Source organism: Parasphingorhabdus sp. (assembly GCF_036568145.1).
Taxonomy (GTDB): domain Bacteria; phylum Pseudomonadota; class Alphaproteobacteria; order Sphingomonadales; family Sphingomonadaceae; genus Parasphingorhabdus.
In genome coordinates this window covers 299640-325412 of the sequence record NZ_DATCTC010000016.1, presented here as the reverse complement: position 1 = coordinate 325412, position 25773 = coordinate 299640, and the positions used below count along the sequence as shown (strand labels likewise).

General features: G+C 54.5%; 27 protein-coding genes. 12 read left to right on the top strand and 15 right to left on the bottom strand.

What is annotated here, in order from left to right:
* Positions 1 to 75: 75 nt before the first annotated feature.
* Positions 76 to 717, bottom strand: coding sequence for a 2-hydroxychromene-2-carboxylate isomerase (locus VIN76_RS05875; protein WP_332040885.1), 642 nt, complete (start codon positions 715 to 717; stop codon positions 76 to 78).
* 4 nt (positions 718 to 721) lie between these two features.
* On the bottom strand, positions 722 to 1411 hold the full coding sequence (locus VIN76_RS05870; RefSeq protein WP_332040884.1) for a glutathione binding-like protein: 690 nt from the start codon (positions 1409 to 1411) through the stop codon (positions 722 to 724).
* Positions 1412 to 1672: 261 nt separating this feature from the next.
* Between VIN76_RS05870 and VIN76_RS05865 the strand changes: the two genes are divergently transcribed.
* The 5 genes from VIN76_RS05865 to VIN76_RS05845 all read left to right on the top strand — a co-directional run bounded on the left by VIN76_RS05865 (position 1673) and on the right by VIN76_RS05845 (position 6704).
* Entirely contained in the window at positions 1673 to 1888 is a 216-nt protein-coding gene (locus VIN76_RS05865) for a hypothetical protein (protein WP_332040883.1), read from the top strand.
* A gap of 237 nt (positions 1889 to 2125) precedes the next feature.
* Complete coding sequence (locus tag VIN76_RS05860; protein ID WP_332040882.1) at positions 2126 to 3424, top strand: aromatic ring-hydroxylating oxygenase subunit alpha; 1299 nt, start codon at positions 2126 to 2128, stop codon at positions 3422 to 3424.
* 149 nt (positions 3425 to 3573) lie between these two features.
* Complete coding sequence (gene obgE / locus VIN76_RS05855; RefSeq protein ID WP_332040881.1) at positions 3574 to 4647, top strand: GTPase ObgE; 1074 nt, start codon at positions 3574 to 3576, stop codon at positions 4645 to 4647.
* Positions 4644 to 5753: a glutamate 5-kinase gene (gene proB / locus VIN76_RS05850; protein WP_332040880.1), complete on the top strand. Its 1110-nt coding sequence runs from the start codon at positions 4644 to 4646 to the stop codon at positions 5751 to 5753. Before obgE ends, proB begins: the two co-directional genes overlap by 4 nt.
* Positions 5754 to 5777: 24 nt before the next feature.
* A complete protein-coding gene (locus VIN76_RS05845; RefSeq protein ID WP_332040879.1) occupies positions 5778 to 6704 on the top strand; it encodes an NAD-dependent epimerase/dehydratase family protein in 927 nt (308 codons plus the stop codon).
* Between the two features lie 21 nt (positions 6705 to 6725).
* On the opposite strand, the gene VIN76_RS05840 is transcribed toward VIN76_RS05845, so the two are convergent.
* Positions 6726 to 7244 carry a Pycsar system effector family protein gene (locus VIN76_RS05840; protein WP_332040878.1) on the bottom strand — a complete coding sequence of 173 codons (519 nt, stop codon included), beginning with the start codon at positions 7242 to 7244 and terminating at the stop codon, positions 6726 to 6728.
* A 194-nt stretch (positions 7245 to 7438) separates the two neighbouring features.
* Here VIN76_RS05840 and VIN76_RS05835 point away from each other — a divergent pair, with 194 nt between their 5' ends.
* The 4 genes from VIN76_RS05835 to VIN76_RS05820 all read left to right on the top strand — a co-directional run bounded on the left by VIN76_RS05835 (position 7439) and on the right by VIN76_RS05820 (position 10456).
* Positions 7439 to 7684 (top strand): acyl carrier protein, encoded by a 246-nt coding sequence (locus VIN76_RS05835; RefSeq protein ID WP_332040877.1) that lies wholly within the window; start codon positions 7439 to 7441, stop codon positions 7682 to 7684.
* Between the two features lie 11 nt (positions 7685 to 7695).
* Positions 7696 to 8895 carry a serine palmitoyltransferase gene (spt, locus tag VIN76_RS05830; protein ID WP_332040876.1) on the top strand — a complete coding sequence of 400 codons (1200 nt, stop codon included), beginning with the start codon at positions 7696 to 7698 and terminating at the stop codon, positions 8893 to 8895.
* 62 nt (positions 8896 to 8957) lie between these two features.
* Positions 8958 to 9761, top strand: a complete 804-nt coding sequence (locus VIN76_RS05825) for an enoyl-CoA hydratase/isomerase family protein (RefSeq protein ID WP_332040875.1) — start codon at positions 8958 to 8960, stop codon at positions 9759 to 9761.
* A 170-nt stretch (positions 9762 to 9931) separates the two neighbouring features.
* Positions 9932 to 10456 (top strand): DUF305 domain-containing protein, encoded by a 525-nt coding sequence (locus VIN76_RS05820; RefSeq protein WP_332040874.1) that lies wholly within the window; start codon positions 9932 to 9934, stop codon positions 10454 to 10456.
* A gap of 41 nt (positions 10457 to 10497) precedes the next feature.
* Here the strand turns inward: VIN76_RS05820 and VIN76_RS05815 are convergent, their stop codons facing one another.
* Genes VIN76_RS05815 through VIN76_RS05800 form a run of 4 tightly spaced genes read right to left on the bottom strand, consistent with a single transcriptional unit; the run spans position 10498 to position 13379 of the window.
* On the bottom strand, positions 10498 to 10893 hold the full coding sequence (locus VIN76_RS05815; RefSeq protein ID WP_332040873.1) for a cupin domain-containing protein: 396 nt from the start codon (positions 10891 to 10893) through the stop codon (positions 10498 to 10500).
* Between the two features lie 46 nt (positions 10894 to 10939).
* Positions 10940 to 11872 (bottom strand): hypothetical protein, encoded by a 933-nt coding sequence (locus VIN76_RS05810; RefSeq protein WP_332040872.1) that lies wholly within the window; start codon positions 11870 to 11872, stop codon positions 10940 to 10942.
* A 15-nt stretch (positions 11873 to 11887) separates the two neighbouring features.
* Positions 11888 to 12862, bottom strand: coding sequence for an acylglycerol kinase family protein (locus tag VIN76_RS05805; RefSeq protein ID WP_332040871.1), 975 nt, complete (start codon positions 12860 to 12862; stop codon positions 11888 to 11890).
* A 34-nt stretch (positions 12863 to 12896) separates the two neighbouring features.
* Positions 12897 to 13379 (bottom strand): DUF2141 domain-containing protein, encoded by a 483-nt coding sequence (locus VIN76_RS05800; protein ID WP_332040870.1) that lies wholly within the window; start codon positions 13377 to 13379, stop codon positions 12897 to 12899.
* A 125-nt stretch (positions 13380 to 13504) separates the two neighbouring features.
* On the opposite strand from VIN76_RS05800, the gene lptF reads away from it, so the two are divergent.
* The gene (gene lptF, locus VIN76_RS05795; protein WP_332040869.1) at positions 13505 to 14713 is read left to right on the top strand and encodes an LPS export ABC transporter permease LptF; all 1209 of its coding nucleotides are present in this window, start codon (positions 13505 to 13507) and stop codon (positions 14711 to 14713) included.
* A 35-nt stretch (positions 14714 to 14748) separates the two neighbouring features.
* Positions 14749 to 15837, top strand: coding sequence for an LPS export ABC transporter permease LptG (lptG, locus tag VIN76_RS05790; protein WP_332040868.1), 1089 nt, complete (start codon positions 14749 to 14751; stop codon positions 15835 to 15837).
* A 2-nt stretch (positions 15838 to 15839) separates the two neighbouring features.
* Here the strand turns inward: lptG and VIN76_RS05785 are convergent, their stop codons facing one another.
* A complete protein-coding gene (locus VIN76_RS05785) occupies positions 15840 to 16958 on the bottom strand; it encodes a fatty acid desaturase (RefSeq protein WP_332040902.1) in 1119 nt (372 codons plus the stop codon).
* A gap of 238 nt (positions 16959 to 17196) precedes the next feature.
* On the opposite strand from VIN76_RS05785, the gene VIN76_RS05780 reads away from it, so the two are divergent.
* A complete protein-coding gene (locus VIN76_RS05780; protein WP_332040867.1) occupies positions 17197 to 18351 on the top strand; it encodes an N-acetyltransferase in 1155 nt (384 codons plus the stop codon).
* Positions 18352 to 18395: 44 nt separating this feature from the next.
* On the opposite strand, the gene xth is transcribed toward VIN76_RS05780, so the two are convergent.
* The 7 genes from xth to tgt form a co-directional block, all read right to left on the bottom strand.
* On the bottom strand, positions 18396 to 19184 hold the full coding sequence (gene xth, locus VIN76_RS05775; RefSeq protein WP_332040901.1) for an exodeoxyribonuclease III: 789 nt from the start codon (positions 19182 to 19184) through the stop codon (positions 18396 to 18398).
* A gap of 13 nt (positions 19185 to 19197) precedes the next feature.
* The gene (gene erpA / locus VIN76_RS05770; protein ID WP_332040866.1) at positions 19198 to 19548 is read right to left on the bottom strand and encodes an iron-sulfur cluster insertion protein ErpA; all 351 of its coding nucleotides are present in this window, start codon (positions 19546 to 19548) and stop codon (positions 19198 to 19200) included.
* A gap of 248 nt (positions 19549 to 19796) precedes the next feature.
* Positions 19797 to 20504: a M23 family metallopeptidase gene (locus VIN76_RS05765; RefSeq protein ID WP_332040865.1), complete on the bottom strand. Its 708-nt coding sequence runs from the start codon at positions 20502 to 20504 to the stop codon at positions 19797 to 19799.
* Between the two features lie 110 nt (positions 20505 to 20614).
* A complete protein-coding gene (locus tag VIN76_RS05760; RefSeq protein WP_332040864.1) occupies positions 20615 to 21415 on the bottom strand; it encodes a ferritin-like domain-containing protein in 801 nt (266 codons plus the stop codon).
* 27 nt (positions 21416 to 21442) lie between these two features.
* The gene (locus VIN76_RS05755) at positions 21443 to 21904 is read right to left on the bottom strand and encodes a peroxiredoxin (RefSeq protein WP_332040863.1); all 462 of its coding nucleotides are present in this window, start codon (positions 21902 to 21904) and stop codon (positions 21443 to 21445) included.
* Positions 21901 to 24627 (bottom strand): bifunctional [glutamate--ammonia ligase]-adenylyl-L-tyrosine phosphorylase/[glutamate--ammonia-ligase] adenylyltransferase, encoded by a 2727-nt coding sequence (gene glnE, locus VIN76_RS05750; RefSeq protein WP_332040862.1) that lies wholly within the window; start codon positions 24625 to 24627, stop codon positions 21901 to 21903. The genes VIN76_RS05755 and glnE overlap by 4 nt, the downstream gene beginning before the upstream one ends.
* Positions 24624 to 25751: a tRNA guanosine(34) transglycosylase Tgt gene (gene tgt / locus VIN76_RS05745; RefSeq protein ID WP_332040861.1), complete on the bottom strand. Its 1128-nt coding sequence runs from the start codon at positions 25749 to 25751 to the stop codon at positions 24624 to 24626. Before tgt ends, glnE begins: the two co-directional genes overlap by 4 nt.
* Positions 25752 to 25773 lie beyond the last annotated feature (22 nt).

Genomic DNA, 25773 nt, shown 5'->3' with positions numbered 1-25773 from the left:
GACATCTGCAATATGGTTTTCAACCGAAATAGTAACGCGCTGTGACATGTTCTGACTCTCCGTGAATGGATTCGTTTATGCTTTAGCAGCGATGTTAATCGCTCGCTTAACAAGCGGCAACTGGTCATTGCCAAAATACATGCGTTCGTCCGCCGGATCGTCGCTTTTACCCCTCACAAAAATGCTGGGCGAGCCATAAGCCCCGCGCGCAATCGCTTCTTCGGTATTGGTGCGCAGTCGATCCTTGATTTCCTGTTCCCTAGTTTGCGCGACCAGTGCTTTGCCGTCCATGCCGACTTCATCCGCTATGGCTGCCAGCACCGCCGGATCATCCAGGTTGCGCTGATCGGCATAATAGGCGTTAAACGCAGCGGTGGCGAATTTGTGCAGCGCCGCCTGATCTTCTTCCAGCGCGCAACAAAGGCGCATGGCATGTACGGATTTGACCGGATGATGCTCGCTGGGGAAATTCATCTCCACACCGGCCAGCGCAGCCCATTCTTTCAGCACACGGAAACTGTGGACAAATTTGCGATTGTCCGGATTTTCACGGGCGGCATAAACGCTCTGGTTAACGGCGTTGAACACCCCGCCGACCAGAAACGGTTTCCAGATTATCTGCGCGCCGGTTTCCTTGATAATAGGCTGGATATTGTGGAACGCGAGGCAGGTCCACGGGCTTGATAGATCGAAGTAAAATTCAACTTTTACGGTCATCGCTTTAATCCTTTATCCCGAATAATGTCCGGCGTGCCTGTGCATCATCTTGCGGATTGCGGTTAATCCTGTCACGCCCCAGCGCCATTCCCCGCCTCAAACCTTCACGCTGTTTCAATATTTCATACCAGCGCTGGACATGCGGAAAATCGTTTAGATCAATTTCCTGCCGCCTATATGTCTGCACCCACGGGAAGCAGGCAATATCGGCTATGCTATATTGCCCGCTGGCAAGATAATCATGATCGGCAAGCCGCCGATCCATCACACCAAATAGGCGAAGGACTTCGTTTCGATAACGATCCGTCGCATAAGCAATGCGTTCAGGGGCATAGAGTTTGAAATGGCCATGCTGTCCCATCATCGGACCCAGCCCGCCCATTTGCCACATAAGCCATTCGGTCGCGGCCGTCCGTCCGCGTAAGTCATCGGGCAGGAAACGACCCGTTTTCTGTGCCAGATAGAGCAGGATCGCGCCTGTCTCGAACACCGAAACCGGCTCCCCTCCACCATCCGGATCATGGTCCACTATCGCCGGAATACGGTTGTTCGGACTGATCGCCAGAAACTCCGGTTCAAACTGCTCCCCCGCACCGATATTCACCCATTTGACAGTATAATCCAATCCGCATTCTTCCAGCATCACACTGATTTTCCAGCCATTTGGCGTCGGTGCAAAATAAAGATCGATCATATGGCTGCCCCTCGTTTCAGCGATGTCAGCATGAACAGTAGGGCAGATTGTGTATCGACATCAAGCTCCCCGACATATGGAATCACCGCCATGGTCACATCCCTTACCCATAGTCGCCCTACAATGACTCACGGCAGGGCGAGCTGACCGGTTAATGCGGTCGCTGGTGCCGTCCAAACATTGACAGAATCGGCCATCGGAGCCTAGTTTGATGCCAAGGCATAATTGAAATCGGGGGGCAATTTTAATGGGATGCCCTATATGTTATACGAGTTGTTTGTATCAGGCGACACCAAGGCAAAAGACAGTCGCGAACTTAATAATATCATCAATAAATATGGTGAAAACGCGATAGAGGAATTGCGTAAAAGGTCGAAAGACCCGTCGCTGTCTCTACGTGACCGCAGGCATTGGCGGCGGTTGCTGCGCTTTGCCACAACATCGTCTGATGCCCTGTCCGGCAAACTGAACTTTTAGAAATAGCATAGGCTGACCGAACTTTACCGGTGCGTAGTGTGGGGCAGAATTCCCATATACGCCGTTGGAAGCACCTGGCTATGCGGAACCTGACAGATTCGCCCGGCTTGATTGGCCCGATATAGGCGCGATTCTATCACTAATGCCAATCGACTGCCCCGCTGTCTCTATGCCACGTTGTTCTCCTGAAACTAAGGAATAGAGCCAGAAATTGGCTGAATATTGGAGAGAACAGCGATGGTTATGGACCCGGCATATATTGCACAGATCAAAAACCTGATGGAGTGGGAGGCCGCACGGACGGCTCCGCCAGAGGGATTCCCCCATCTGCCCGATCTGCCCGCTGGCCGTTATACGTCACAGGAATATTATGACCTGGAACAACAGCATATCTGGAAGAAAAGCTGGCTGTTTGCCGCGCATATTGACGAAGTGCCCGAACCAGGATGCTTCATGAAATGGGAAAATACCGGCGATCCCATTATCATTGTTCACGGCATGGACGGCAAAGTTCGGGCGTTTTACAATACATGCCGGCATCGCGGAGCGCCGGTTGTTACACAAGAAAAAGGCCGCTCTCCACGCCTGATGTGCGGTTATCATAACTGGACCTACAAGACAGATGGTGAGCTGGTCGGTGTGCCGGACAAACAGGATTTTACCGGGCTGGACATGTCCTGCCGCAGTCTGATCCCCGTGAAATGCGAACGACTTGGCAACCTGATCTTTGTGAACTTTGACGATGAAGCGATGCCGTTAAAGGAATGGCTGGGTCCGGTATGTGACGATCTGGAGGAGTTTCAGCTCGACAAAATCAGGCTTGCCTCACGCTACTCCTTCGACCTCAACTGTAACTGGAAGGTCGCGATGGAGGCCAATATGGAGGTGTATCATGTGCCCTTCATCCATCCCGATACCGTGTCCCCGCTGGTCGATCACAGGCGCAATGTGAATACGATGTTTGCCAACGGCCACGCCCGGATGCTGGCCCCTGCCCCGGCAGATACCGACCGCGAACATACCCGCGCCATCGACTCTCCGCCTGAATGGCAGGAAATTGATACAGTGGGCGAATTTGGCCGCACCTGCACACAAAGCTATACTCTGTTCCCCAACTGGGTGTCGCCGGTGTCCAATTATTTTGTGCCGCCACTGGTTTTCTGGCCCACCGGATTGAACACCACCCGTCTGGAACTTATCACCATGGCGCTCGATTGGGGCGATGGGCCGGCGCCGGACCTGTGGACCGTACCGGATGAAACAAAGCCCAATGGCCGGAATATGAGCCAGATCATCCTCGAAGACACACAATTTGGCGAGATGATCCAGAAGTCCCTGGAATCCGACGGTTTCAAGGGCGTTCCGCTCAGCTATCAGGAAGCGCGCATCTATAGTTTTCACCAGACGTGCGATAAAATGATCGGCTTGGACAATGTTCCGGAGCATCTGGCCGTGGAGCAGGTTATTGGTGATGAGTGGGTCTATCCCAATGACCCGCGTGTCGCGCAAATGGAGCAATTGGAAGCGGCGGAATAAATCCCGCCCTCCAATAACGGATATAGAGTACAGCCGGACCACATAAAAATGGCGAAAAACCGGCACTCTGTACCATCCAAAGAACATGGTGACGCATATATTACAGCAAAGCCTAGCGTTTCTTGCAGGACATCACTAAATGCACAATCATGCATTTCTTAGATCAAGCCAAAATATATGTTAGCTCTGGCGCTGGCGGGCCGGGGGCAGTTAGTTTTCGACGTGAAAAATTTATCCAATATGGCGGTCCGGATGGCGGAAATGGCGGCAAAGGTGGCGATGTCATCTTTAAAGCTGTTGAAGGCCTCAATACCCTGATCGACTTTCGCTATACCCAGCATCTGCGCGCACCGCGCGGCAGAGGCGGTGCGGGTCGCAACCGCACCGGCGCAGGCGGCGAAGACCTGGTCATAAAAGTGCCCGTCGGCACACAGGTTCTGTCGGAAGACAAGGAACATGTGCTGCTGGACTTCACCCGTGCAGGGCAAGAGGAAGTATTTCTGGAAGGCGGGATCGGCGGCCGCGGTAATGCCAGCTATAAAAGCTCCACCAACCGCGCTCCGCGCCAGCACCAACCCGGCGAGCCGGGCGAAGAAGCGGCAGTCTGGCTGCGCCTGAAACTTATCGCGGATGCGGGCCTTGTCGGTTTGCCGAATGCCGGTAAATCCACCTTCATCAACTTTGTCAGCAATTCAAAGGCCAAAGTGGGCGCCTATCCGTTTACCACCATCCACCCGCAATTGGGTGTGGTGCATCATCGCGGGCGCGAATTTGTTCTGGCCGATATTCCCGGATTGATTGACGGCGCGGCAGAAGGCGCCGGGATCGGCGACCGGTTCCTGGGCCATATCGAACGCTGTAAAGTGTTGCTGCATCTTATTGATGCCACCGGCGATGATCCGGTACAGGCCTGGAAAACCGTGACCAAAGAGCTGGAACAATATGGCGGAGGTCTATCCGAAAAACCGCAGATATTGGCGCTGAACAAAGCCGACTTGCTGGATGACGAGCTGATGGAATCGATTGCGGATGAATTACGCGCTGCGGGCGCTAAAGACGTTCTGCCGCTTTCGGGTGCGACCGGCAAGGGCATGGATGCCGTTCTGGACAAGCTGCTGGAAGCGGTCGGCAGTTACAGCTCTATCGAAGAAAAAGACCAAACCGCCGGTGATAGCGACGCCCACGGCGACGAGGAGGAAAAGGCAGACTGGTCCCCGCTATGACAGCGCCTTCCAACGAGACAATAGTCGTAAAAGTCGGGTCATCGCTGCTGGTCAACGATGATGCATCCTTGCGCCGGGAATGGGTGCAGACACTGGTGTCCGACATTGCCAGGCGCCATAAGGATGGTGCGTCGGTCATCATTGTATCGTCCGGATCAATCGCATTGGGTGCACGCAAACTTGGCCTTAAAAAAGGTGGCAGGGCCAGCCTTTCCGATGCCCAGGCCGCAGCATCCGTGGGGCAGATAGCCCTGAGCAGCTTATGGTCGGAATTGCTTGCCGAACACGAAATTACAGCGGCCCAGATGTTACTGACGCTGGATGATCTGGAAAATCGCAAACGCTATCTCAACGCCACTGCGACACTGGAAAAGCTGCTCGAAAACCGCGCTATTCCGGTGATTAACGAGAATGACAGCGTTGCCACCGACGAAATCCGCTTTGGTGATAATGACCGGCTTGCGGCGCGTGTGGCGCAGGCGGCCTCGGCTGACCGGGTTATATTATTATCCGATGTTGACGGGCTGTATGACCGCACACCGGGGAGCCGGACCGAAGGACAGATTATCGGGCTGGTCGAACAGGTTGATGCCCGGATCATGGCGATGGCGGATGGGTCCACATCCTCCGGCCTTGGCTCCGGCGGGATGATTTCGAAACTGGAAGCGGCGCGGATTGCCAATCTTGCGGGGATTGAAATGTCGATCATTTCCGGCTGTGAAGATTACCCGCTGGAACGCTATGCGCTGAGCGGTGTCGGCACTTTGTTCAAGGCCAGCGGCAATGCCAATGCCCGCAAAAGCTGGCTGGGCGGAGGGCTGACCTCTGCGGGAACCATTACGGTGGATGCCGGAGCCGCAGAAGCATTGAACGGAGGCGGCAGTTTGCTCGCCGCCGGGATCATCACCATTGACGGACAGTTTGAACGCAGCGATGTTGTGGAAATTGCAGACCCCGATGGCAAGATCATCGCACGCGGTCTTGCGGAATATAATGCCCTTGATTGCGCCAAGATCATCGGCCATCGCAGCTCCGAGCTTGAAGCGCTTCTGGGATATACGCCGCGTAGCGCGGTGGTGCATCGCAACCAGATGGTGCTGGTGTGACACAAGATGTGAAGCGTTAGTCCCATGCTGACAAAACCAACTCTGGCAATAACCGGCGCGACCGGTTTCGTGGGCGAGCATTTGCTAAACCTCGCCGTGCGTTCCGGTTTTCCGGTCCGTGCCCTCACCCGCCAAACGCAGGATGACCGGCCCAATGTCACTTGGGTCCGCGGCGCTTTGGACAATCCGGCAAGCCTTAGCGTCTTGTGCACAGGGGCCGATGTTGTCATCCACATCGCCGGTGTCGTCAACGCCCCCACACGCGAAGGATTTGAAGCGGGCAATGTCGCCGGAACCCTGGCAGTTGTCGTAGCCGCCAAAGAAGCAGGATGCAGGCGTTTCATCCACGTATCCTCGCTCGCCGCCACTATGCCGAAACTGTCTATCTATGGCGACACCAAGGCCAAGGCGGAAAAGATTGTCGCATCCAGCGGCCTTGACTGGACGATCATCCGGCCGCCAGCCGTTTATGGCCCAGGCGATGGCGAGTTTCTCGATCTTTTCAAAACCGCAAAACTGGGCTTTGTCCCCTTGCCTCCCGATGCCGATGGCCGCCTTTCCGTGATCCATGTGGAAGACCTCTCGCGCGCCTTGATGTCGATCATCCCCGAACAGGAAGCACTGACCGCAGCCACTTTTGAAGTGGATGACGGCAAGACCGGCGGCTGGACGCAGGCAGGATTTGCCAAAGCCATTGGCTGGGCGGTTGGAAAACAGGTCAAGCCGCTTGCGATACCGAAATGGCTGTTGGACCTTGGCGCCAAAACGGACAATCTGCTACGCCGTAACAAGGCCAAGTTGACAGCGGACCGGGTTAGCTATTTCTGCCATGACGACTGGACCGTCACTCCCGCCAAGCGGTTGCCCCCCGAATTATGGACACCGCAGGTCGAGACACGGCAGGGGTTGAAAGACACTGCCCAGTGGTATCGGCTGAATGACTGGCTATGACTGCTGCCCGAATGTTGGCGCTTAAAGAAGCGGCCCGGTAAACAGCTCCGTCACATAAGTGATAAAAGTTAGCGTCAATCCGAGCAGAAACACCCGGTAGGCCCAGCCGAGAAAGCGGTATTTCTTTCGCCCCAGAACGGTCCCCATCTGGTATATATCCCGAAGCATCGCTCGAAAAATCGCTTCCTGGTTTTCCAGTTCATTGTCGAGCAGGCGGTTCACATATTCCTCTTCCGACATATCCCTGAAAGCGCCAAAAAATAATATATTGGACGAGATTCCGGGACGCGGCACGATGGACGGCATGACCGCGATGGCGGCCAGCCCGGCCGAAGCAAAAGCAGCAACCGCCAGAATGAGAAGCGGCAGGGATAGCTCGCCCGCCTGACTTTGGCCAACAGCCAGCGTGAAAACAATGAATGTCGCACCGATCAGCATATTGGCTTTGTGATCCGCCATCAGGCTTAATTGAACATGATGTTGCTGCGTCGTTCGCAAGGTATGAATGGCATCAACCGGCCATTCCCGTTCTTCAGTCATCGCTACTCTTACCCTCACCTATTTACAGACTGCGACCCGATGCAGCGCATGAGTGGCACAGACGGTTCAATTGAGCAAGTTTAGTAATATCCTCATTCTTGCGCCCTGTTTCGGCCTTATTCACTTGCCAATAGGGCCTACACATTGGCAAAGGTCGCTTTGAGTCGACCTAATGGAATATTGGAATTTATATTATGGCAAGTCGCGAAGAAATTATGACGAAGGTTGAGGCGTTGGTCGGGCCGTTCAATAACAAGGGCGTTGCACTGACAGAAACGACCACCTTTGCGGGCGATCTGGAATGGGACAGCCTGACCGTGATGGATTTTGTCGCGGCGGTCGAAGACGAATTTGACATCATCATCACCATGAATATGCAGGCTGAAATCGAAACCGTTGGACAGCTTGCGGACGCCGTTGCCAAATTGATGGACAGCTGATCGAGACAGTGATGACAGATCTTTTCAGCAAATTCGATTCCCTGATCCAGGAACGCGAAACCCTGCTCGCAACGGGTGTAAAGGACCCCTTCTCCCTTGTGATGGAGGAGGTAAAATCGCCAACTGTTGCCATATGTAATGGCAAAGAAACCATCCTGCTCGGTACCTATAATTACATGGGCATGACCTTTGACCCCGACGTTCAGGCCGCCGGGCTTAAAGCGCTCAAGGAATTCGGGTCAGGCACGACCGGCAGCCGCGTTCTCAATGGCACTTACAGCCCGCACAAAGATTGCGAGGAAGCGCTTAAAGAATTTTACGCGATGGACCATGCGATGGTCTTTTCCACCGGCTATCAGGCCAATCTGGGAATTATCTCAACGCTGGCGGGCAAAGGCGATTATGTCATTCTCGACATTGACAGCCATGCCTCCATCTATGATGGCTGCGCGCTCGGCAATGCCGAGATTGTTGCATTTCGCCATAATGATGTCGAAGCGCTGGAAAAACGCCTGAAACGCCTACCTGCCGAAGCGGGCAAGCTGGTCGTGCTCGAAGGCGTCTATTCGATGCTTGGCGATGTCGCGCCATTGAAGGAAATGATCCGGGTCAGCAAGGAAAACGGCGCCATGGTTCTGGTGGATGAGGCCCACAGCATGGGCTTTATCGGCGAAAACGGGCGCGGCGTGGCCGAAGATCAGGGCGTTATCAACGATGTGGACTTCATCATCGGCACGTTCAGCAAATCGGTTGGAACCGTTGGCGGCTTTTGTGTCTCCAACCACCCCAAGTTCGAGATTTTACGCTTGGTTTGCCGCCCCTATGTCTTCACCGCGTCCCTGCCGCCAAGCGTGATGGCCACCGCCAGCACCTCTATCCGCAAGCTGATGCACAGCGGAAACAAGCGGGCGCATTTGTGGGAAAACAGCAAAAAGCTTCACAAGGGGCTTCGCGATCTGGGCTTTAAACTGGGAACCGACGAGGCGCAGAGCGCAATTATCGCGGTAATCATGCCCGATCTGGAACGCGGCGCGATGATGTGGCAGGCGCTTTTGCAAGAAGGGCTTTACGTAAATCTGGCGCGTCCGCCCGCGACCCCTGCCAATATGACCTTGCTGCGCTGCTCGCTTTGCGCAGAACATACATCTGAACAGGTGGACCAGATTTTGGGCATGTTTGAAGCCGCGGGCAAAGCGGTCGGAGCGATTTAAACCATAAAGATTTTGCAGAATATGGGCCAATTATAGGCCCTGTTTTAGGGGAGCATGAAGCAATGAAGCCGGAAACGGATAGCATCAAAATCGAACAGCGCGGCGCGATAGAGATTCTCTCGCTCAACCGGCCAGACAAGCTCAACACCATGAACGAAGAGATGATCTTCGCGCTGCAAGACTATTTCCGCGGGCTTCAGGACCGGCATGATGTTCGCGTTGTGCTTTTCCGGGCAGAGGGCCGGGCATTTTGTGCAGGGCTTGATATCGGTGCGTGGCAGAATGACGGATCGCAGGGACAAGTCCAGCATGTCTGGCGCACGCAGCGCAGCATTGCGACCGTGATGCAGTTGATGCGGCAATGCCCTCAACCGATTATCACACTGGCCCAAGGCGCGGCTTGCGGCGGTGGTTTTTCGCTGCTGCTGGCCAGCGACGTGCGTTACGGCGCGCCCAGCCTGAAAATGAACGCGGCGTATATAAAAATTGGCCTTGGCGGATGCGATATGGGGTCGAGCTATTTTCTGCCCCGGCTGGTCGGATCATCGCTGGCGTCGGAGCTTATCCTGACGGGGCGGTTCATTCATGCAGAGCGCGCTGAAAAGGTTGGTCTGATCAGTGAAATGGTAGACGAAGACAAATTGCTTGCGACCGTGCTTTCTCTCGCCGAGGAAATGCTCGACACCGCTCCGATGGGCCTGCGCCTGACCAAGGATGCGCTGAATCGCAATATCGATGCCCAGAGCTTTGAAGCCGCGCTCGCCATCGAGGACCGGCAGCAGGTGATGCTATCCATGACCGAAGACAGCCGGGAAGCCGCCAAGGCTTTCCTTGCGAAGCGCAAACCGGAATATAAAGACCGGTGAGTCATGCGTTGATCTAGACTTTTCTTACAATCTCTATGCTCAGCCCCGCCTGTAATTAACAGGTTGCTTCTTCTTCCTAAAATCCAATCCGCTCCATGCCGGAACCCATATGCCGGGCGCGCGTAATAGAGTTGGAACACGTTTTCCGGCACAGCGGAGGAGAAGCACAGATGGGCAATTACACGCGCTTTATCGTCATGATCTTGACAGCTACACTCGTGATGTTCGGGCTGATGTATCTCAACACCTATGCTCTTGATCATGTCTATTTCAGTGAAACCCGCACATGGATGGCAATCTATATGGGCGCAGCGATGACCGTTATCATGCTGCTTTTCATGCTCGGAATGTATCAGGACAAGCGCAAGAATATCATGATCTTTGCCAGCGCAGTTCTCATCTTCGCCAGTTCCTTATACCTTCTTCGCTCGCAGGACACGATTTCCGATCAGGCGTGGCAAAAAGCGATGATCCCCCACCATAGCATTGCCATACTTACAAGTGAGCGTGCCAATATCGAGGACAAGAGAGTACGGGACCTGGCCGATAGAATAATCAAGGCCCAGCGCGAAGAGATCAAGGAAATGCAATGGTTGATCAAGGATATTGATCAAAATGGCAAAGCTACGACAGATGCCAAAGCTGCGGCGCGCCCAGTTCCAGAATTTGAAGGCGATCTGAATCCGGAAGCCTGAGTATAAGGACCGGCGTGTTGCCACTCCTTGGCCAAGCGCTCCTATCGCTCCCTATGCTCGGTCCCCTGCCCGACTGTAATGAACAGCGCGCTTGCTTCTTCTTCCACATCGGCGGTGTGCCACACGCCGGGCGGATTGATCGCATATTCGCCTTCGTGCAGGACAATCCGGTTATGCGTCCCTTGCGGCATTTCCTGAATCAACGTGATTTCACCCTTGGTGCACAGCACGACCTCTGCGCCGGCGGGGTGCATTTCCCACATATCCCATGGTTTGGAAAAATTGTGCAGAGCCACCAGCCGCCCTTCCGCGCCATCCGCTGCGCGGCGCTCGACATAGGCCTCATACCAGTCCGGATCACCGGTAAAATCTGGCTCAATGATCGCGCTGGCGCCCTTTCCCAAATGAATTGGATGGGCCGATAATTTTTGTGCCACCGTGCTTCTCCCGAATAATGCGACTCTCTTGGAGCATCATAATAGCCTATTTTATCGCTCCGCCGGCGACTAATCGCGGCAACATGACGAGCGCGCCCAGAATAGGCCATTTGCGCTGCCACGGTTTGATGACATAATCTGTCCCGGCGTGGCGGTTAATCTTCCACGCGAGATAGTCGATACCGCCTGCATAGGTGCCCGAAGCTTTGGCCAGCCGCGCCAGTGTGAGCAGTTTTCCATTGCGCCGCAAACGTGGCCAACGCCCTTTTTCTGCCGCAATCTGCGGCCTCTGGCCCGGTGCTATATGGACCTTGCCATCCCTTATCTTTGCTTTAATAGCCGTCCGCCCGATGACAGCCTCGCCAAATTGTTCATATCGCTCTGGCGCGAAATCGACGACCGATTGCGACCGTTCTTTCCTCTCTGCTCTCAGCTCTGCCCCATAGGTAAGCGCAAAGCCCTTTTCCCATAGCTGCGTGAGAGAGACAGGCTGCGAAGCCGCGTCAATATGCGCCAAAGCGCCATTGAGCAATGTTACCGGAGCGCCTTCAATAGCGTCGATAATCGTCTGCTGCGCCTGTTCATCGGCGCACCACACCAGTCGCGACGGCTGTGCAAAACGTGCCCAGACGCTTACCGCGCTGGCCCCTTCCCGGTTGAGTTTGTAAAAATCATCTACGCTCAGCACCGCCACTTTGGCCACCAGACCGTCATGCTCTGCCGGAAAGACATTGGGCGGTAACAGCTTGTTCGCGCGCACCAGCCAGCTTTTTCCATAAGCCGCTTCATAGGACGAAACGATCAGATAGAAATCGAGCATCTGCCCTTCCAGCTCGGTTGTGCGCAGGCACGATCCATAAAAGAGCACAGCGCGAGACGCATCGCCATATTTCGCGGCTATTGCTGATGCAAATGCGGACACGAGCGGCTGGGCCGGCTCTGCCAGCTCCGCTTTAACAAGATGTTTCAGGTCGTTCACCCGCGGGATAATAGCCTAAGCAGCAAGGCGAAGGAAGGACACCGGCTTGGTTGATTTCAAAACAATCGGCCTGCCTTCCTGTGCAAGGAACAATTCGCCGTCCATCACGACATTGCTGTTCTTGCCTTCAATGCGGATCGTATCACCCTGTTCCAGATAGATACCCTTTTGCACGGTTTTACCAAGCCGGCCAAACAGAGCGGAAAAGATGAACCGCACCAAAGCTGCAGGCTTCTGGTCAATCGCCATGAACTGCAAATGTTCCCGCTTTCCGCGCGACTGGTTGAAACGGCGCATCAGCAACAGTTTTTCCAATGTAGTCACAATCAGAATAGCGAAATTGCCCTGATACTGGCCATTTTTAATCAGCGAAATGCTGATCGGAGAAGGCCTGTTGGGCAGAAACTTGGCACTGATACCGAATAACACCGAAGCCAGAGCCGCAAAAACGGTCAGGATATGGGATGCCGCATTGGGCAGACCCAGCGGATAGATTTTGTGACGGCAATAGAGAATAAACTCTGACAGACCGGCCCCGCCAACAAACATGCCCAGCACGACTTTGCTATCCTTGCCGCCGTCGGACAATGCGATCAGTTCCCGGTCAACCAGATGTTCGTGCAGGTCATGCTTCGCCATTTCGACAATCCGTTCCAAAGCCTTAAGCGGATTGCCCTCTGCGCCAAGATCGAGTGCGATCAGGTTGGTCTTGCCATTGGGCAACACCGCAACGGGCGGCGGATTATCCCCGAAATGCCCGCCCTGGTATAATTCCGTAAGGGCAGCCTGAACCGTACCGTCACCGCCATTGATTACCAGAACCTTGGGCTTCACTTTCGCAATCGTTTGCAATGCCTTGGTAATTTCATCGACGTTATCGACTTCATAATGGAAAACGTCGCTGTTCTTGACGCAATAAGAGCGCACTTCCGGCAAAATCGCACGATTCCCAGTAGAGTTAGGATTAGAAAGTAAGGCTACGTTTGCCATTGTTTAGTTACTCATTTCCCTGTTACACTTGCCATCACATATATCGCATCTGGATGCTGATCGACTTCACTTCATCACCCACCTGGAAAGCGGTTTTTTTGTAACTCGGCTTGCCCAGATTAAAAATATTGATGCTTGGGTCGTTCGACATACCGCCGCCATCGCTTGACAGGTCGGTCTTGCCATTACCGTTCACATCATGGCGCACGGCAATTGCATATGTCCCGCTTTTGGCCACTGGCAGACAGAACATCATGCTGCCGCGCTGTGCCGGCACTTCGATGCGTTTGAGCCACGCGCCTTTTTTCAGCCATTCTTCACTGGTTCCGCGATAGCTTTGCACGCGAATATTGCCCGATGTCTCTTTGATGCCGTTAACCTTCACCAAAACAGCGGGGCCGTTACCTGTCCGGCATTTGTTCAGGTTGTTAGAAATTATCTGATTTGCATGTGCCATGGATGCAGGAACCACCAAAAGCGCGGCAGAAAGGAAAAGCGGGGCTGCAAATTTCAACATGACGTGAATACTCCTACTCGTTATAACCGCATCGAAACTGCGGTAGTCAAAGAATCAATCCCCCTTTGCACAGGCAGTTATGCAAATGATTTACGGCAGAAACATGGTGAGAGGGCGACGATAAGTTGAAATTATTGACTTCCACCGACCGTTACATCGCCCGCCTGATTGCCGTGCCGCTCATTAGCACGCTGGTCATCGCTGCGATGTTGCTGGTGCTTGAGAAAATGTTGCGCCTGTTTGACTTTGTTGCCGCAGAGGGCGGCCCGGTCAGCGTGGTATGGCGCATGTTGGCAAACCTTATCCCCGAATATCTCTCGCTTGGTATTCCAATCGGCCTTTTGCTGGGCATATTGCTGGCTTTCCGGAAACTCGCCTTAAGCTCTGAGCTGGATGTTTTCATGGCTGTGGGTCAGGGATATGGCCGCCTGTTGAAAGTGCCCTATATGTTTGCGGTCGCGTTGATGTTGGTCAATCTGGCGCTTGTCGGCTTCATCCAGCCATTATCACGCTATTATTACGAAGAATTGCGCTTTGAACTGCGCTCCGGCGCATTGGGAGCATCGATCAAAGTTGGCGAATTCACCAATCTGGGTTCCAAGATGACGATGCGGATCGAGGAAAGCCGCGACAATGGCACGAAGTTAAGCGGAATGTTTGTCCGCGCGGAAAATGAATCGGGTCAAGTTCTATCCGTAACCGCCGAAAATGGCCAGTTTTTGGCTACCGATGATCCTGACACAATCATTTTGCGTTTGTCCAAGGGCGTGCTGATCCACGATGCACCAAATTATAATAAGCCCCGGATATTAAGCTTTAGCAGCCATGACCTGCCGATCGCGCTGCCCGATATAGAAGCGTTCCGGTCAAGAGGCGGCGAAGATCTGGAATATACTATTCCCGAACTGGTCAGGGTAGGCATGGACCGTGATCGCCCCGCGGCCGAACGCAACCAGAGCCGGGCCAATTTCCATTTTCGCATGGTCGAAGTCGCCATGATGCTGTTATTGCCTTTATTGGCGGTAGCATTGGCTATCCCGCCGAAACGGACCAATTCCGCTCTGGGGGTCTTTATCTCTATTGTGATGATTGTGACTTATCACAAGGTCAATCAATATGGGGAGGACATTGGCGCGCTAGGCATTATTGATCCGATCATCGCATTATGGGTGCCATTCCTGCTATTCGGGGCATTGATTATCTGGATGTATCATACGCTCGCCCATGTTCCCGGCGGACAACCTATCGGGGCTCTGGAAAGGGCGTTTTCGAAATTTGGCGGCGTTTTCAAAAACCTGCTCAATTTTAACCGGAAACGTGCCGATGTCCAATAACCCGCCCAAGATAACGTGAACGGAGAGACACTGGCATGAATTTTTTCCCTTCGCGAACACTGGCCCTATATATGGCCAAAATGCTGGCAGTGCGAAGCCTGGCCGTACTGGCTATGCTGGTGCTGGTATTGCAGGCGCTGGACTTGCTTGGCGAAAGCGGCCGGATCGTGTCAGTGGAAGGCAATGGCCAATCCGAATTGTGGACTTATGTCTCGTTACGCTTGCCGCAACTGGTGCAGCGGTTCCTACCCTTTTCGGTTTTGCTCGGCACGATCATAACCGCTGCGACGCTGAACCAGAATAGCGAAGTCATATCGATGAAAGCGGGTGGACTTTCCGCTCACCAGATCCTGGCGCCGCTTATCCTCACAAGCCTGATCGTCGCTATGGTGTCCTTTGTGTTCAACGAAACGGTCGTTGCCCCCTCTACCGCTCGGCTTTCGGCCTGGCAAAGGGTGGATTATGGACCAATACCCGCCGCCAGCAATGTGCGGACGAATGTCTGGGTCAGGGATGGCAATAATCTGGTCAACGCGAAAACCGTGACCGGACGCGGAACGGATGTCGTTTTGCAGGACATTACTATCTACGAACGGGTCAATAACAGCCTTCGCAGCATGATGCATGGCGAAGAGGCACGCTATTCCGGATCATCATGGACCATGACCGGCGTGTCCCGCTATGACGTACTCACCGGCGAAGAAGTGTTTCAGGACCAGTTGATTACCGGCGGCGGCCTGCGCCCCGATCAATTTACGCTGGCCAACGTGAACGCGGACGGCCTCTCCTTCACGCAATTAATATCCGCAATACAAGAGCTGGAAAAGGCGGGACGACCGACCAAGGAACTGGAAACCAGCCTCTGGCACAAGATATCAGGCCCCTTGTCGTCCGTTTTGATGCCCTTGCTCGGCGCGGTGGCGGCCTTTGGTCTGGCACGGTCGGGACAGCTTTTCATCCGCGCAGTCATAGGCATGGCGCTTGGCTTTGCCTATTTTGTAGCGGATAATTTCTCGCTCGCTATGGGCACAATTGGTGCTTATCCGCCTATCTTGGCGGCTTGGGCACCGTTCATCCTGTTCTTCCTGATCGGCGAGACCGTGTTAATCCGGTCCGAGGAATAGGCTTAGCTGGCCGTCCCTGCCGGACGGGCGGCGGCAGCTGTTGCCGCTGTATGACCGGCACTGCCCCGCACCAAATTGGCCACCAGAGCCCATAGGCTGGTGTGATTGGCCCGGTAATAGGTTGTTCCCGTCGGCAATGCCTTTGCAATGCGGCGATGCGCTTCACCCAGCGCGTGATAAGGAACGCCGGGCAAAAGATGGTGCAGCGCATGATAGCGCAGACCGACCGGCGCCCATAATGCGGGCAAAAGTGCGGGTGGCGGGACGTTCACACTATCGAGATACTGTTCGGTCACGCTCATGACCTCACCGTCATTTTCCCACAAATGCGCGACCAGCGTCCGGATCTGGTTCAGGACCACTGCGCCCGATACGATTGCCAGAATGATCAGGAAAGCCCGTAGCGGCAAAAATCCGGTTGCGGCGGCAGTAAGCAGCGCAATGGCCCAGATGCTTGCGGCGATTTCCTGCGCATACCATTGTTTTTTGAACGCACCTTCAGGGGGTCGGCGGCGAAATTCGGGGTTTATTATCAACCCGGAATAACGTTCAACCACCACTTTGCGAAGCGGCGGAATGACTAGGGATAGCGGCGACAATATCGCATAACGGATGAGCAGGCCAATCGGGGCCAGCACCGATACCAGCACAAAAAGCGGTACGGTATAGGGTTTCATCAGCGCAAGCGGCAGATATTCAGGATCTTCGGCTGTGCCATAGCGGGTGCGAGCGTGATGAAGATTATGTATCCCTTCATACATGAACGAAGGCAGCAACAGCGGAACGCCCAGCAGCGCATTCCACACAAAGCGGAAACCGGGCAATGACCCGCGACGGATGTGGGTCAGTTCGTGAATGAAACTACCCGCGCGATAGAGCGCCAGCACTGAAACGATACCCGCCAGAACCGCAAAACCGGGAGTTTCCAGCATAATCGCCGCAACCATTGAACCATATCCGACCAATATGGACGCCAGAAAATCGGCCCAGTAAATCACTGGGTTCACGGCATTCAGATCGCGCGTGAGCTTTGCCGCCGTGCGGATCAGCTCATTATCATCAAAAGAGGATGTTCCCGCAACGGCCTGACCGGCTTCAGTTACAATAGAATCAGGCGACATGGCCATGTCTGCGGTTTGATGAGTGGAATGTTTCATAAGTTACTTCTTCCTAATCTGCTGCCTACAGCAGGACAACATGGCGAGATCATGGCATAGCTATGTTTTCTCGCCCTTTGTTGGTTCACCATCTCCTGACATCATCGCAAACACAGGTCCCATGTGCTTGACATATTGGCCTGATTGGCGTCACAGCGACAAAGCTGATTATAAATAATCCTTAAAAGGTCATAAAACCACCGTGTCATCGCATATAATCATCCATCCCGTCACTACCAAGGCCCAGCTCAAGAGTTTTGTCGAATTGGCCTATCAATTGAATGCCAATGATCCACATTGGGTTCCGCCCCTGAAATCAGAGGCTTACGGGCTACTCAACCCCAAGAAAAACCCGTTTTTCGAACATGCCAATGTCCAGTTATTTCTGGCCGAACAAAACGGTGAAATCGTGGGCCGGATCAGCGCGCATATTGACCATCTGGCCCTGGAACAGCCCGTAGAACAGGGTTTTGGGCCGGGTACGGGAAATTGGGGACTACTGGAAACCGCAAATCAGGCAGCCGCAGCCGCTTTGATCGAGGCCGCCGAAAAATGGTTGAAAGAACAAGGCATGCACCGCGTGGTTGCGCCGATCAGCATGTCCATCTGGGAAGAACCCGGACTGCTCACTTTTGGCCATGACCATAGCCCGACCGTCATGATGGGGCATCACAACCGGGAATATCAGGGCTGGATAGAAGCAGAAGGCTATAACAGCGTCAAAGAGCTGACTACTTACGAACTGCAAATTGCGGACGGCTTACCCCCATTGATCGACCGGATCGTCAAATCGGGAGAGCGCAACAGCAAGCTAAAGCTGCGCAAAGTCGATAAGTCGCATTTTGACCGTGATGCGAAGATCATCATGGACATATTGAACGATGCCTGGTCGGATAATTGGGGATTTGTACCGCTAACCGATCACGAGATCGAACATCTTGGCGTCAGTTTGAAACCCATTGTCTATGAAGACCTTATCATGATCGCGGAGCTGGAGGGCCGGCCGGTGGCTTTCATGATGACCTTGCCGGACCTGAATGACCGGATAAAGGATATGAATGGCAAGCTGTTCCCGTTTAACTGGGCCAAGCTGCTGTGGTGGCTGAAATTTCCCAAATCCCCGACCATGCGGGTGCCGTTAATGGGCGTGGTCAAGGATTTGCAAAACAGCCGGATTGCCAGCCAGATGGCGTTTATGATGATCGAATATATCCGCCGCGAAGCTGTCGCTCATTATGGCGCGACCCGCGGGGAGATTGGCTGGATTCTGGATGATAACAAAGGGATGATGGCCATTGCCGATGCTATCGAGGCCAAGATCAACCGGGTCTATACATTATACGAAAAACCTATCTGAGCAGGTTAGCAGTTTAAGAGTAAATCCGGCCAGATAGCGTCGCTTCAAAGGTCCAGATCAACCCATGTCGGCGCATGGTCGCTGGCTTTTTCTCGCCCGCGATGTTCCTTGTCAACGCCGCAGCTTTTTAACTGGTCCGCTGCGATGGGACTAAGCAACAGATGGTCGATCCGGAAACCCTGATCGCGTTGCCACCCACCGCTGCGATAGTCCCAATAGGTCCAGATATTCCCATCCGGATAGGTCATGCCAAGGGCATCGGTCCAACCGTCATTAAGGATGCGCCGATAGGCCTCCCGGCTTTCCGGCTGCATGAGCGCGTCATTTTCCATCGCCTTGACCGAAAAGACATCATTGTCCCTCGGGATCACGTTATAATCACCGGCCAGCACGGCAGGAACTTCCTCTTGCCAGATTTCGGCCGCGCGATGACGCAACCGTTTCATCCAGCGCAGCTTGAAGTCAAATTTCGGCCCCGGCTGCGGGTTGCCATTGGGTAGATAGATGCTCGCCACCCGCACTGTTAATCCATTTGCGCTTCGCACATTGGCTTCAAGATAGCGGCTATGCTCGTCTTCCGGTTCCCCGTCCAGGCCGCGCTTGATCTCTTCGGGTTGTTGGTCGCGGGTCAGGATAGCGACACCGTTAAAACTTTTCTGGCCATGCCAGATCGCGCCATATCCGATTTTCTCAAACGCATCCGCTGGAAAACCATCATCCATCGTCTTGATCTCTTGCAAGCAAGCGACGTCGGGCTTTGTTTCTTCAAGCCATTCAAGCAAGCGCGGAAGACGCGCTTTAATGCCATTGATGTTAAAGCTGGCTATCCTCACCGAAAGCGCGCGATCAGATAGAGAAACTGGAGCCGCAACCACAGCCGGAGGCCGCGTTGGGGTTGGTCACCTGAAATGCGCTGCCGCCAAGGGATTCAACAAAATCCACGGCGCTCCCGCGCACAAGGTCCAGACTGATGTCGTCAACCACCAGCGTAACGCCTGATTCCTCAACAGCTATGTCGTCGGATTCGATCTTTTCGGCCAGATCAAAACGATATTGGAAGCCGGAACAGCCACCACCATCCACCGCCAGACGCAATATCGCAGGTTTTTTCTGTTTTTCGGCAATCGCAGCGACGCGCTTGGCTGCATTGGGGGTCAGGAAAATTTCTTGATCCGCAGCTTGGGTTATCTGTGTCATGCTCTTAAGATAGGGCTTGTGCATCACAGTGTCAAAAGAAGGCAGCATAAATATTTCGTCTGCCCCGTTTGCGAACCCGCTAGTGCTGGTCCTTCCTTGCCATCAGACCATGTGAGCCATGTAGACTGACGGAAAAGGTAAGGATTCACACAAACAAAATCAGACACAAAAAAAGGGGTCGGTGAGCTTAGCTGCACCGACCCCAAAATCACCCTCTCCCAAAGGTGTAAACTCTTAAACCCTATCCCTTATTCGTCAGGTCCGCCCACGGCTTCGCCTGGGGTCGCTTTCTGGGACAACAGGAAATCATTGGATTGCATGAACGGTACAGGATTAACCGCTTCACCGGCAATACGGACTTCATAATGCAGGTGGCTGCCGGTTGAACGGCCGGTTGAACCCATGAAACCAATCAGATCACCGCTTTTAACGCGTGTGTTGGGTTTCACGTTCAGGCGGGACATGTGCCCGTAACGGGTTTGAATTTCGTTGCCGTGATTGATTTCGACATAATTGCCATAACCGCCCAGCCATTGTGCCCGGCCGACAATGCCGTCTGCGGTGGCATAAATGGGAGTTCCTACCGGTCCAGCCATATCCAGCCCCTTATGGCTGGCGCGGCGACCTTTAAAAGGATCTGACCGGAAACCGTAGGAACTGGTCAGTCTGAAATTTTCGACAGGCTTGCGGGATGGAATGGTAAGCCTGACCGCTTCATGCTTGCCCATGTCAGCCCATTTATCAAAAAGCATCCGGAAAGCGGGATCGGCCTGCCCCAGAATATTTTCACTGCTTGGGGATGCAGATCTTAAAGCATCGACAGAAAGTCCTGCTTCTGCTTCGCCGGCCTCGGCAGCCATTGCTGTGGAAGAAAAAATCATCGCAGATCCGAAAATTGCGACTGCTGTGATCTTGCTCACAGCTACTTTACATATACCTACTACGCTATCGGTCATAAACTCATGGAGTCCCGCTCTTGTCACCCAGAGATTGCTCTACTGGCTTGGATTTTGACAGAAATTCTGCCCCCGTGCTGTAGGAACAGGACTAAGTTTAATTTCGTTAATTATTCAATACCAAGATAATATTCTTGGGTTAAACCGGCTGCAAGACGCGCCGAGTCGTTGAAAGGAGGCTTCAACCCGCCTCTAAAGTGGGTTTTCACCAAGTCCTTCCAACAGCGATGTGGATCGCTCTTGAATTGGGTACAACACAACTCAAACCATTTAGTTCCAAAAGATACGTGATTAATTTCGTCATGATAAATCCGCTTCAGCACCCTTGCGGTGAGCGGATCACCCATCGCGTGAAACCGCTCTACGGTATCAAGCGTAATATCAAGACCGCGCGCTTCCAGCACCATGGGAACAATTGCAAGCCGGGCCGCGGCATCATAAGCGGTTTCCTTCGCCGTATCCCAAAGCCCGTCATGGGCCGGTAGCGCACCGTAAAAACTGCCCATTTCCCGCAATCTGCGCTCCAGTAGTACAAAATGCATCGCTTCCTCGGCCCCGACGCGGAACCAGTCATCGGCAAATTCACGCGGAAACTGCGCCGCAAACCGCCCGACCATATCATAAGCCAGATCAATCGCGACAAACTCTATATGCGCCAGCGCATGGATAAGCGCGATGCGCCGCGTCAGCGATGTCCCCTTGCCCCGCCGTGGCATCTGCCCCGGTCTAAGCAATTCCGGGCGGGCGGGCCGGGCCGGAACATCGGGCATCAATGCCGTGAAATCGGCTGTCAGAGCACCCTTACGCCATTGCCGGGTAGCCGCACGGGCAGCCATAACCTTCGCGGCTGGCTCCGGCGTCATCAGGACGTTTCTGACGGCCTCACCAGCCGTTTGATATTGGGATGTCATTGGAAACTAAAGTGACGCAGTTGGCCGCTAACTCGCCTGAACCGCCGCCAACACTTCTTCGGCATGTCCCTTGACCTTCACTTTTGGCCAAGCCTGTAAAACCGTCCCGTCCGGCCCGATCAGGAACGTGGAGCGGATGATGCCCATGAAGGTTTTCCCATACATTTTCTTTTCAGCCCAAACGCCAATTTTGCTCAGGAAATCGGTCGATTCATCCGATGCAATATCAACCGTCAATTCCTGCTTATTAATGAAATTCTGTTGCCGCTTGGGACTATCGGCAGACATTCCGAGCACTGCAGCTCCGGCTTTTTCAAACTCGGGCAAAAGCGCCGAGAAATCCCTGGATTCAGTCGTACAACCGGGCGTGCTTGCCTTGGGATAGAAAAACAGAACCAGCTTTTTGCCATGATAGTCGGACAGTTTCACCGTGCTGCCGTCTGGCGCTGTCAATTCCGCATCCGGCATTTTGTCGCCAACTTCTATCATATGATATCTCCTAATATTTCATTCGGGTCGGGCCGCAAATGGCGGTTCCACTCGTCGATAACGCATTGCCGGGCCATATCATAGCCTTGCAAAAGTTCATCCCAGCTATCCTGTCCGGCCGCCTTGGCAATCAAATCACGGCTCGTTTCGGGCGGATAGTCACAGGTGGGCGACATTAATCGCAGCGCGACCAGCAAGCGGGTCATCAGTTCATAGGCCGCGACCATATCCTTGTTCAGATGCCCGCCATCAACAAGGCCCCGTGCCGCCTTGCCCAATTGGGGATGCAAAGCCTCTCCGGTTTTCAGCTGCAAGAAGTGGATGATAAACTCCCAGTCCACCAGACCGCCTTCCATCAGCTTGGTATCCAGTGGTCCTTTGGGCGGTTTATGTTTGACGATATCCAGCCGCATCTTGCGAACGGCCTTACGCAGTTCCTCCGGCTCGCGTTCCTTTTGCAAGATCCGGATGATCTGGCCTTGTAATTGCTCGCACGCCGCTGCGCTGCCGTAAACCGGACGCGCTCTGGTCAGGGCCATATGCTCCCAGGTCCAGGCGCTTTCGTCCTGATATTTGTAAAAGCTCTCCACACTCACAGCCATGGGCCCCTGCGCTCCGGAAGGCCGCAAGCGGGTATCGACATCATAAAGCGGCCCTGCGGCTGTCGGAACAGAAAGGGCAGCGACAATACGCTGGGCAAGGCGATTGAAATAACGGGTACTACCCAGGGGACGCTCCCCGTCGGATTCCACGCCATGATCTCCGGTGAACAGGAAAATCAGGTCAAGGTCAGAGGCATGGGTCAATACCTCTCCGCCCAGCCGGCCCAGCGCCAGAATGACCATCTCGCTACCCGCGACCTTGCCATGAACTTTTTCAAATTCCTTTATCGTGGCATCAGTCAGAACCCGGATAGCGGCCTCCGCAACACTCGCATAGCCGCCCGCTATTTCCAGCGGATCATGGCGCGATTCGATCAACTGCGTTCCAAGGGCGAAACGCTTTTCCCCGACCCGCTCGCGCACCCGATCGAGCAGCATCTGATAATCATCGCCGTCTTCGCGCCAGGAAAACTGCTTTTCCAGCTCGGCCGTGGGCGGCGGCAGGTCCAGGGCGCTTGTATCGATCAACCCTGCGAATAATTCGGTCCTGCGCGACAGTTCGTCGGCTAATACCGGCGCATGGCTCAGGATACGGCCCAGCATTTCCCGAAGTCCGGGACGCGCCTCTAGCAAGCGGAAAAAGTTGATCGCGGTCGGCAGCTTGTCGATCAGGCGGTCAAATCGCAACAATGCCTGCTGCGGGTCCGGTGATCCGGCAATGGCAATCATCATATCCGGCAAAACGGCCTCAAAAGAGTCCACGGCGGCGGTGCTTCTGAGCGCGGTGACTTTCCCGCTACGCCAGCGCTTGATTTTCTCGACAAAGATTGCCGGCTGCGCAACGCCCCGGCTTTCAAGCGCAGCTTCCAAAGCGCTGTCCGCGTGTGGAAGCGTGGTGCGCTCATCAGAAGCTATCAGTTCGTCATAGATCGTACCGACCGCCTCAACCGGCCCGGTCAATATGCCAAGCAGGTCCGCGCCCTCGTTCAGCCCATGGAGCCGCGCCACCCGGTCCAGCGCCGCCCCGTCATCGGGAAGGCTGTGGGTTTGCTGGTCATTGACCATTTGCAAGCGGTGCTCGATCACCCTGTAAAGCTCGTATGACCCAGCCAGAACCCCGGCCTTTTCCGCGTCAATCCGGCCAGCATCTGCCAAAGCCTGTAAAGCGTCCCTAGTCGCCGGAACGCGTAGCGCCGGGTCGCGCCCGCCATAGATTAGCTGGTGCATTTGCGCGTAAAATTCGGCTTCCCTGATCCCGCCGCGCCCGCGCTTCAGGTCATAGCCGGGTCCGAATTTCTGTCCCCCGGCATAATGGTCGCGGATACGGACGGACACCGCGCCGATATTGGCAATCGCTCCGTAATCAAGGCTGCGGCGCCAGATGAACGGGTTAATGGATTCCAGAAAATATCGGCCAAGCTCCGCGTCACCGGCGGCAAAGCGGGAGCGGACAAAAGCCGCCTGCTCCCACGCTAGTGCGCTGGATTCATAATAGCCGATGGCCGCTTCAACCGGCAGAGCAACCGGGCTGACCTCCGGAGAGGGACGCAGCCGCATATCGACGCGAAACACATAGCCGTCGGCATCGCGCGCATTCAGCGCATCGACAAGTTGCTGCCCTATCCGCCGCGATGCGTCGCTTGGCTCCTCCCGCCCTCGCGTAGGGATTTTGTCCGGATCGTAAAGGAATATCGGGTCGATATCCGAAGAGTAATTCAGTTCCTGACTGCCATGTTTGCCCAGCGCAATGACAGCGAAACCATGCGGATCTGCATCCGGATAGCGCGTCGTATAAATGTCCGCCAAAGCCTCTTCCAGTGCGCGGTCGGCAAAGTCTGACAAATGCCCCATGACCTCGCTCAGGCTAAGCTGGCCGGCCAGATCACCCACCGCCAATGTAACGGCCAGCGCCCGCTTTTCGCGCCGTAATTTCTGCCGAACAGTTTCCGCGCCAGCACCAGCGGATTGGGCAAAGTCAAAAGCCGCTTTCAAATCCTCGGCGGCGAGCAATGATTTGAGTTCCGGCAGCACCTCTAGCCCAAGGGAAAGATAAGGCGCATGGTCTTCGGCACGTTTGATCGCGTCTTTCAGGCTGGTTTGTTGCGGCATGCCTTCTGTCATTGGCGTAAATATCTCTGGCGGAAATTGCTGGCGAAGGCGGCAAATACCCCGCCTGCGATAGCCTCTCTCATACCAGCCATAAGCGACTGATAATATGAAATATTATGCTCCGTCATCAGCATCGCCCCCAATATCTCCTTGGAGCGGACCAGATGATGCAGATAGGCCCGGCTATAGGTCTTGCAAACCGGGCAGGCGCAACTGGCATCCAGCGGTTCCAAATCCTCGGCAAATTGCGCGTTACGGATATTCACCGGGCCATCCGCTGTAAAAGCCTGACCATTACGGCCGGATCGGCTGGGCAACACGCAATCGAACATATCAACGCCGCGCTCCACCGCGCCGACCAGATCATCCGGCTTGCCGACCCCCATCAGATAACGGGGTTTGTCGGCAGGCAGTTGACCGGGTGCATAATCAAGCACACCGAACATCGCCTCTTGCCCCTCGCCCACTGCCAGTCCGCCAATCGCATAGCCGTCAAAACCAATATCGATCAGCGCCTGCGCCGAAGATGCGCGCATATCTTTATCGAGCGAACCTTGCTGGATACCGAACAGCGCAGCCTTTGCGGCATGTTCCTGCCCACTGTCAAAGCCATCGCGCGACCGCTTGGCCCAGCGCATGGATCGCTCCATCGACAGAATTGCTTCTTCGCGCGTTGCACCATTTTTGGTGCACTCGTCAAAAGCCATGACAATATCACTGCCCAGTAGCCGCTGGATTTCCATCGACCGTTCCGGCGTCAGCATGTGGCGCGATCCATCGAGATGGCTTTGAAACTCCACCCCGTCCTCGCTCATCTTGGTTAGATCAGACAGGCTCATCACCTGATACCCGCCGCTGTCGGTCAGGATGGGCCGGTTCCAGTTCATGAACTTGTGCAACCCGCCCAGTTTCGCCACCCGCTCTGCACCGGGGCGAAGCATCAGGTGATAGGTATTGCCAAGGATGATATCCGCGCCGGTCGCTCGCACATCCTCTGGCTTCATCGCCTTTACAGTCGCGGCTGTCCCCACTGGCATGAAGGCAGGTGTGCGGATTTCCCCGCGCTGCATAATGATTTTTCCCGTCCGCGCCTTGCCGTCAGTTGCAGCGATCGAGAAAGTAAAACGGTCGGCCATGAAAATTTATTCCAATCCGAAT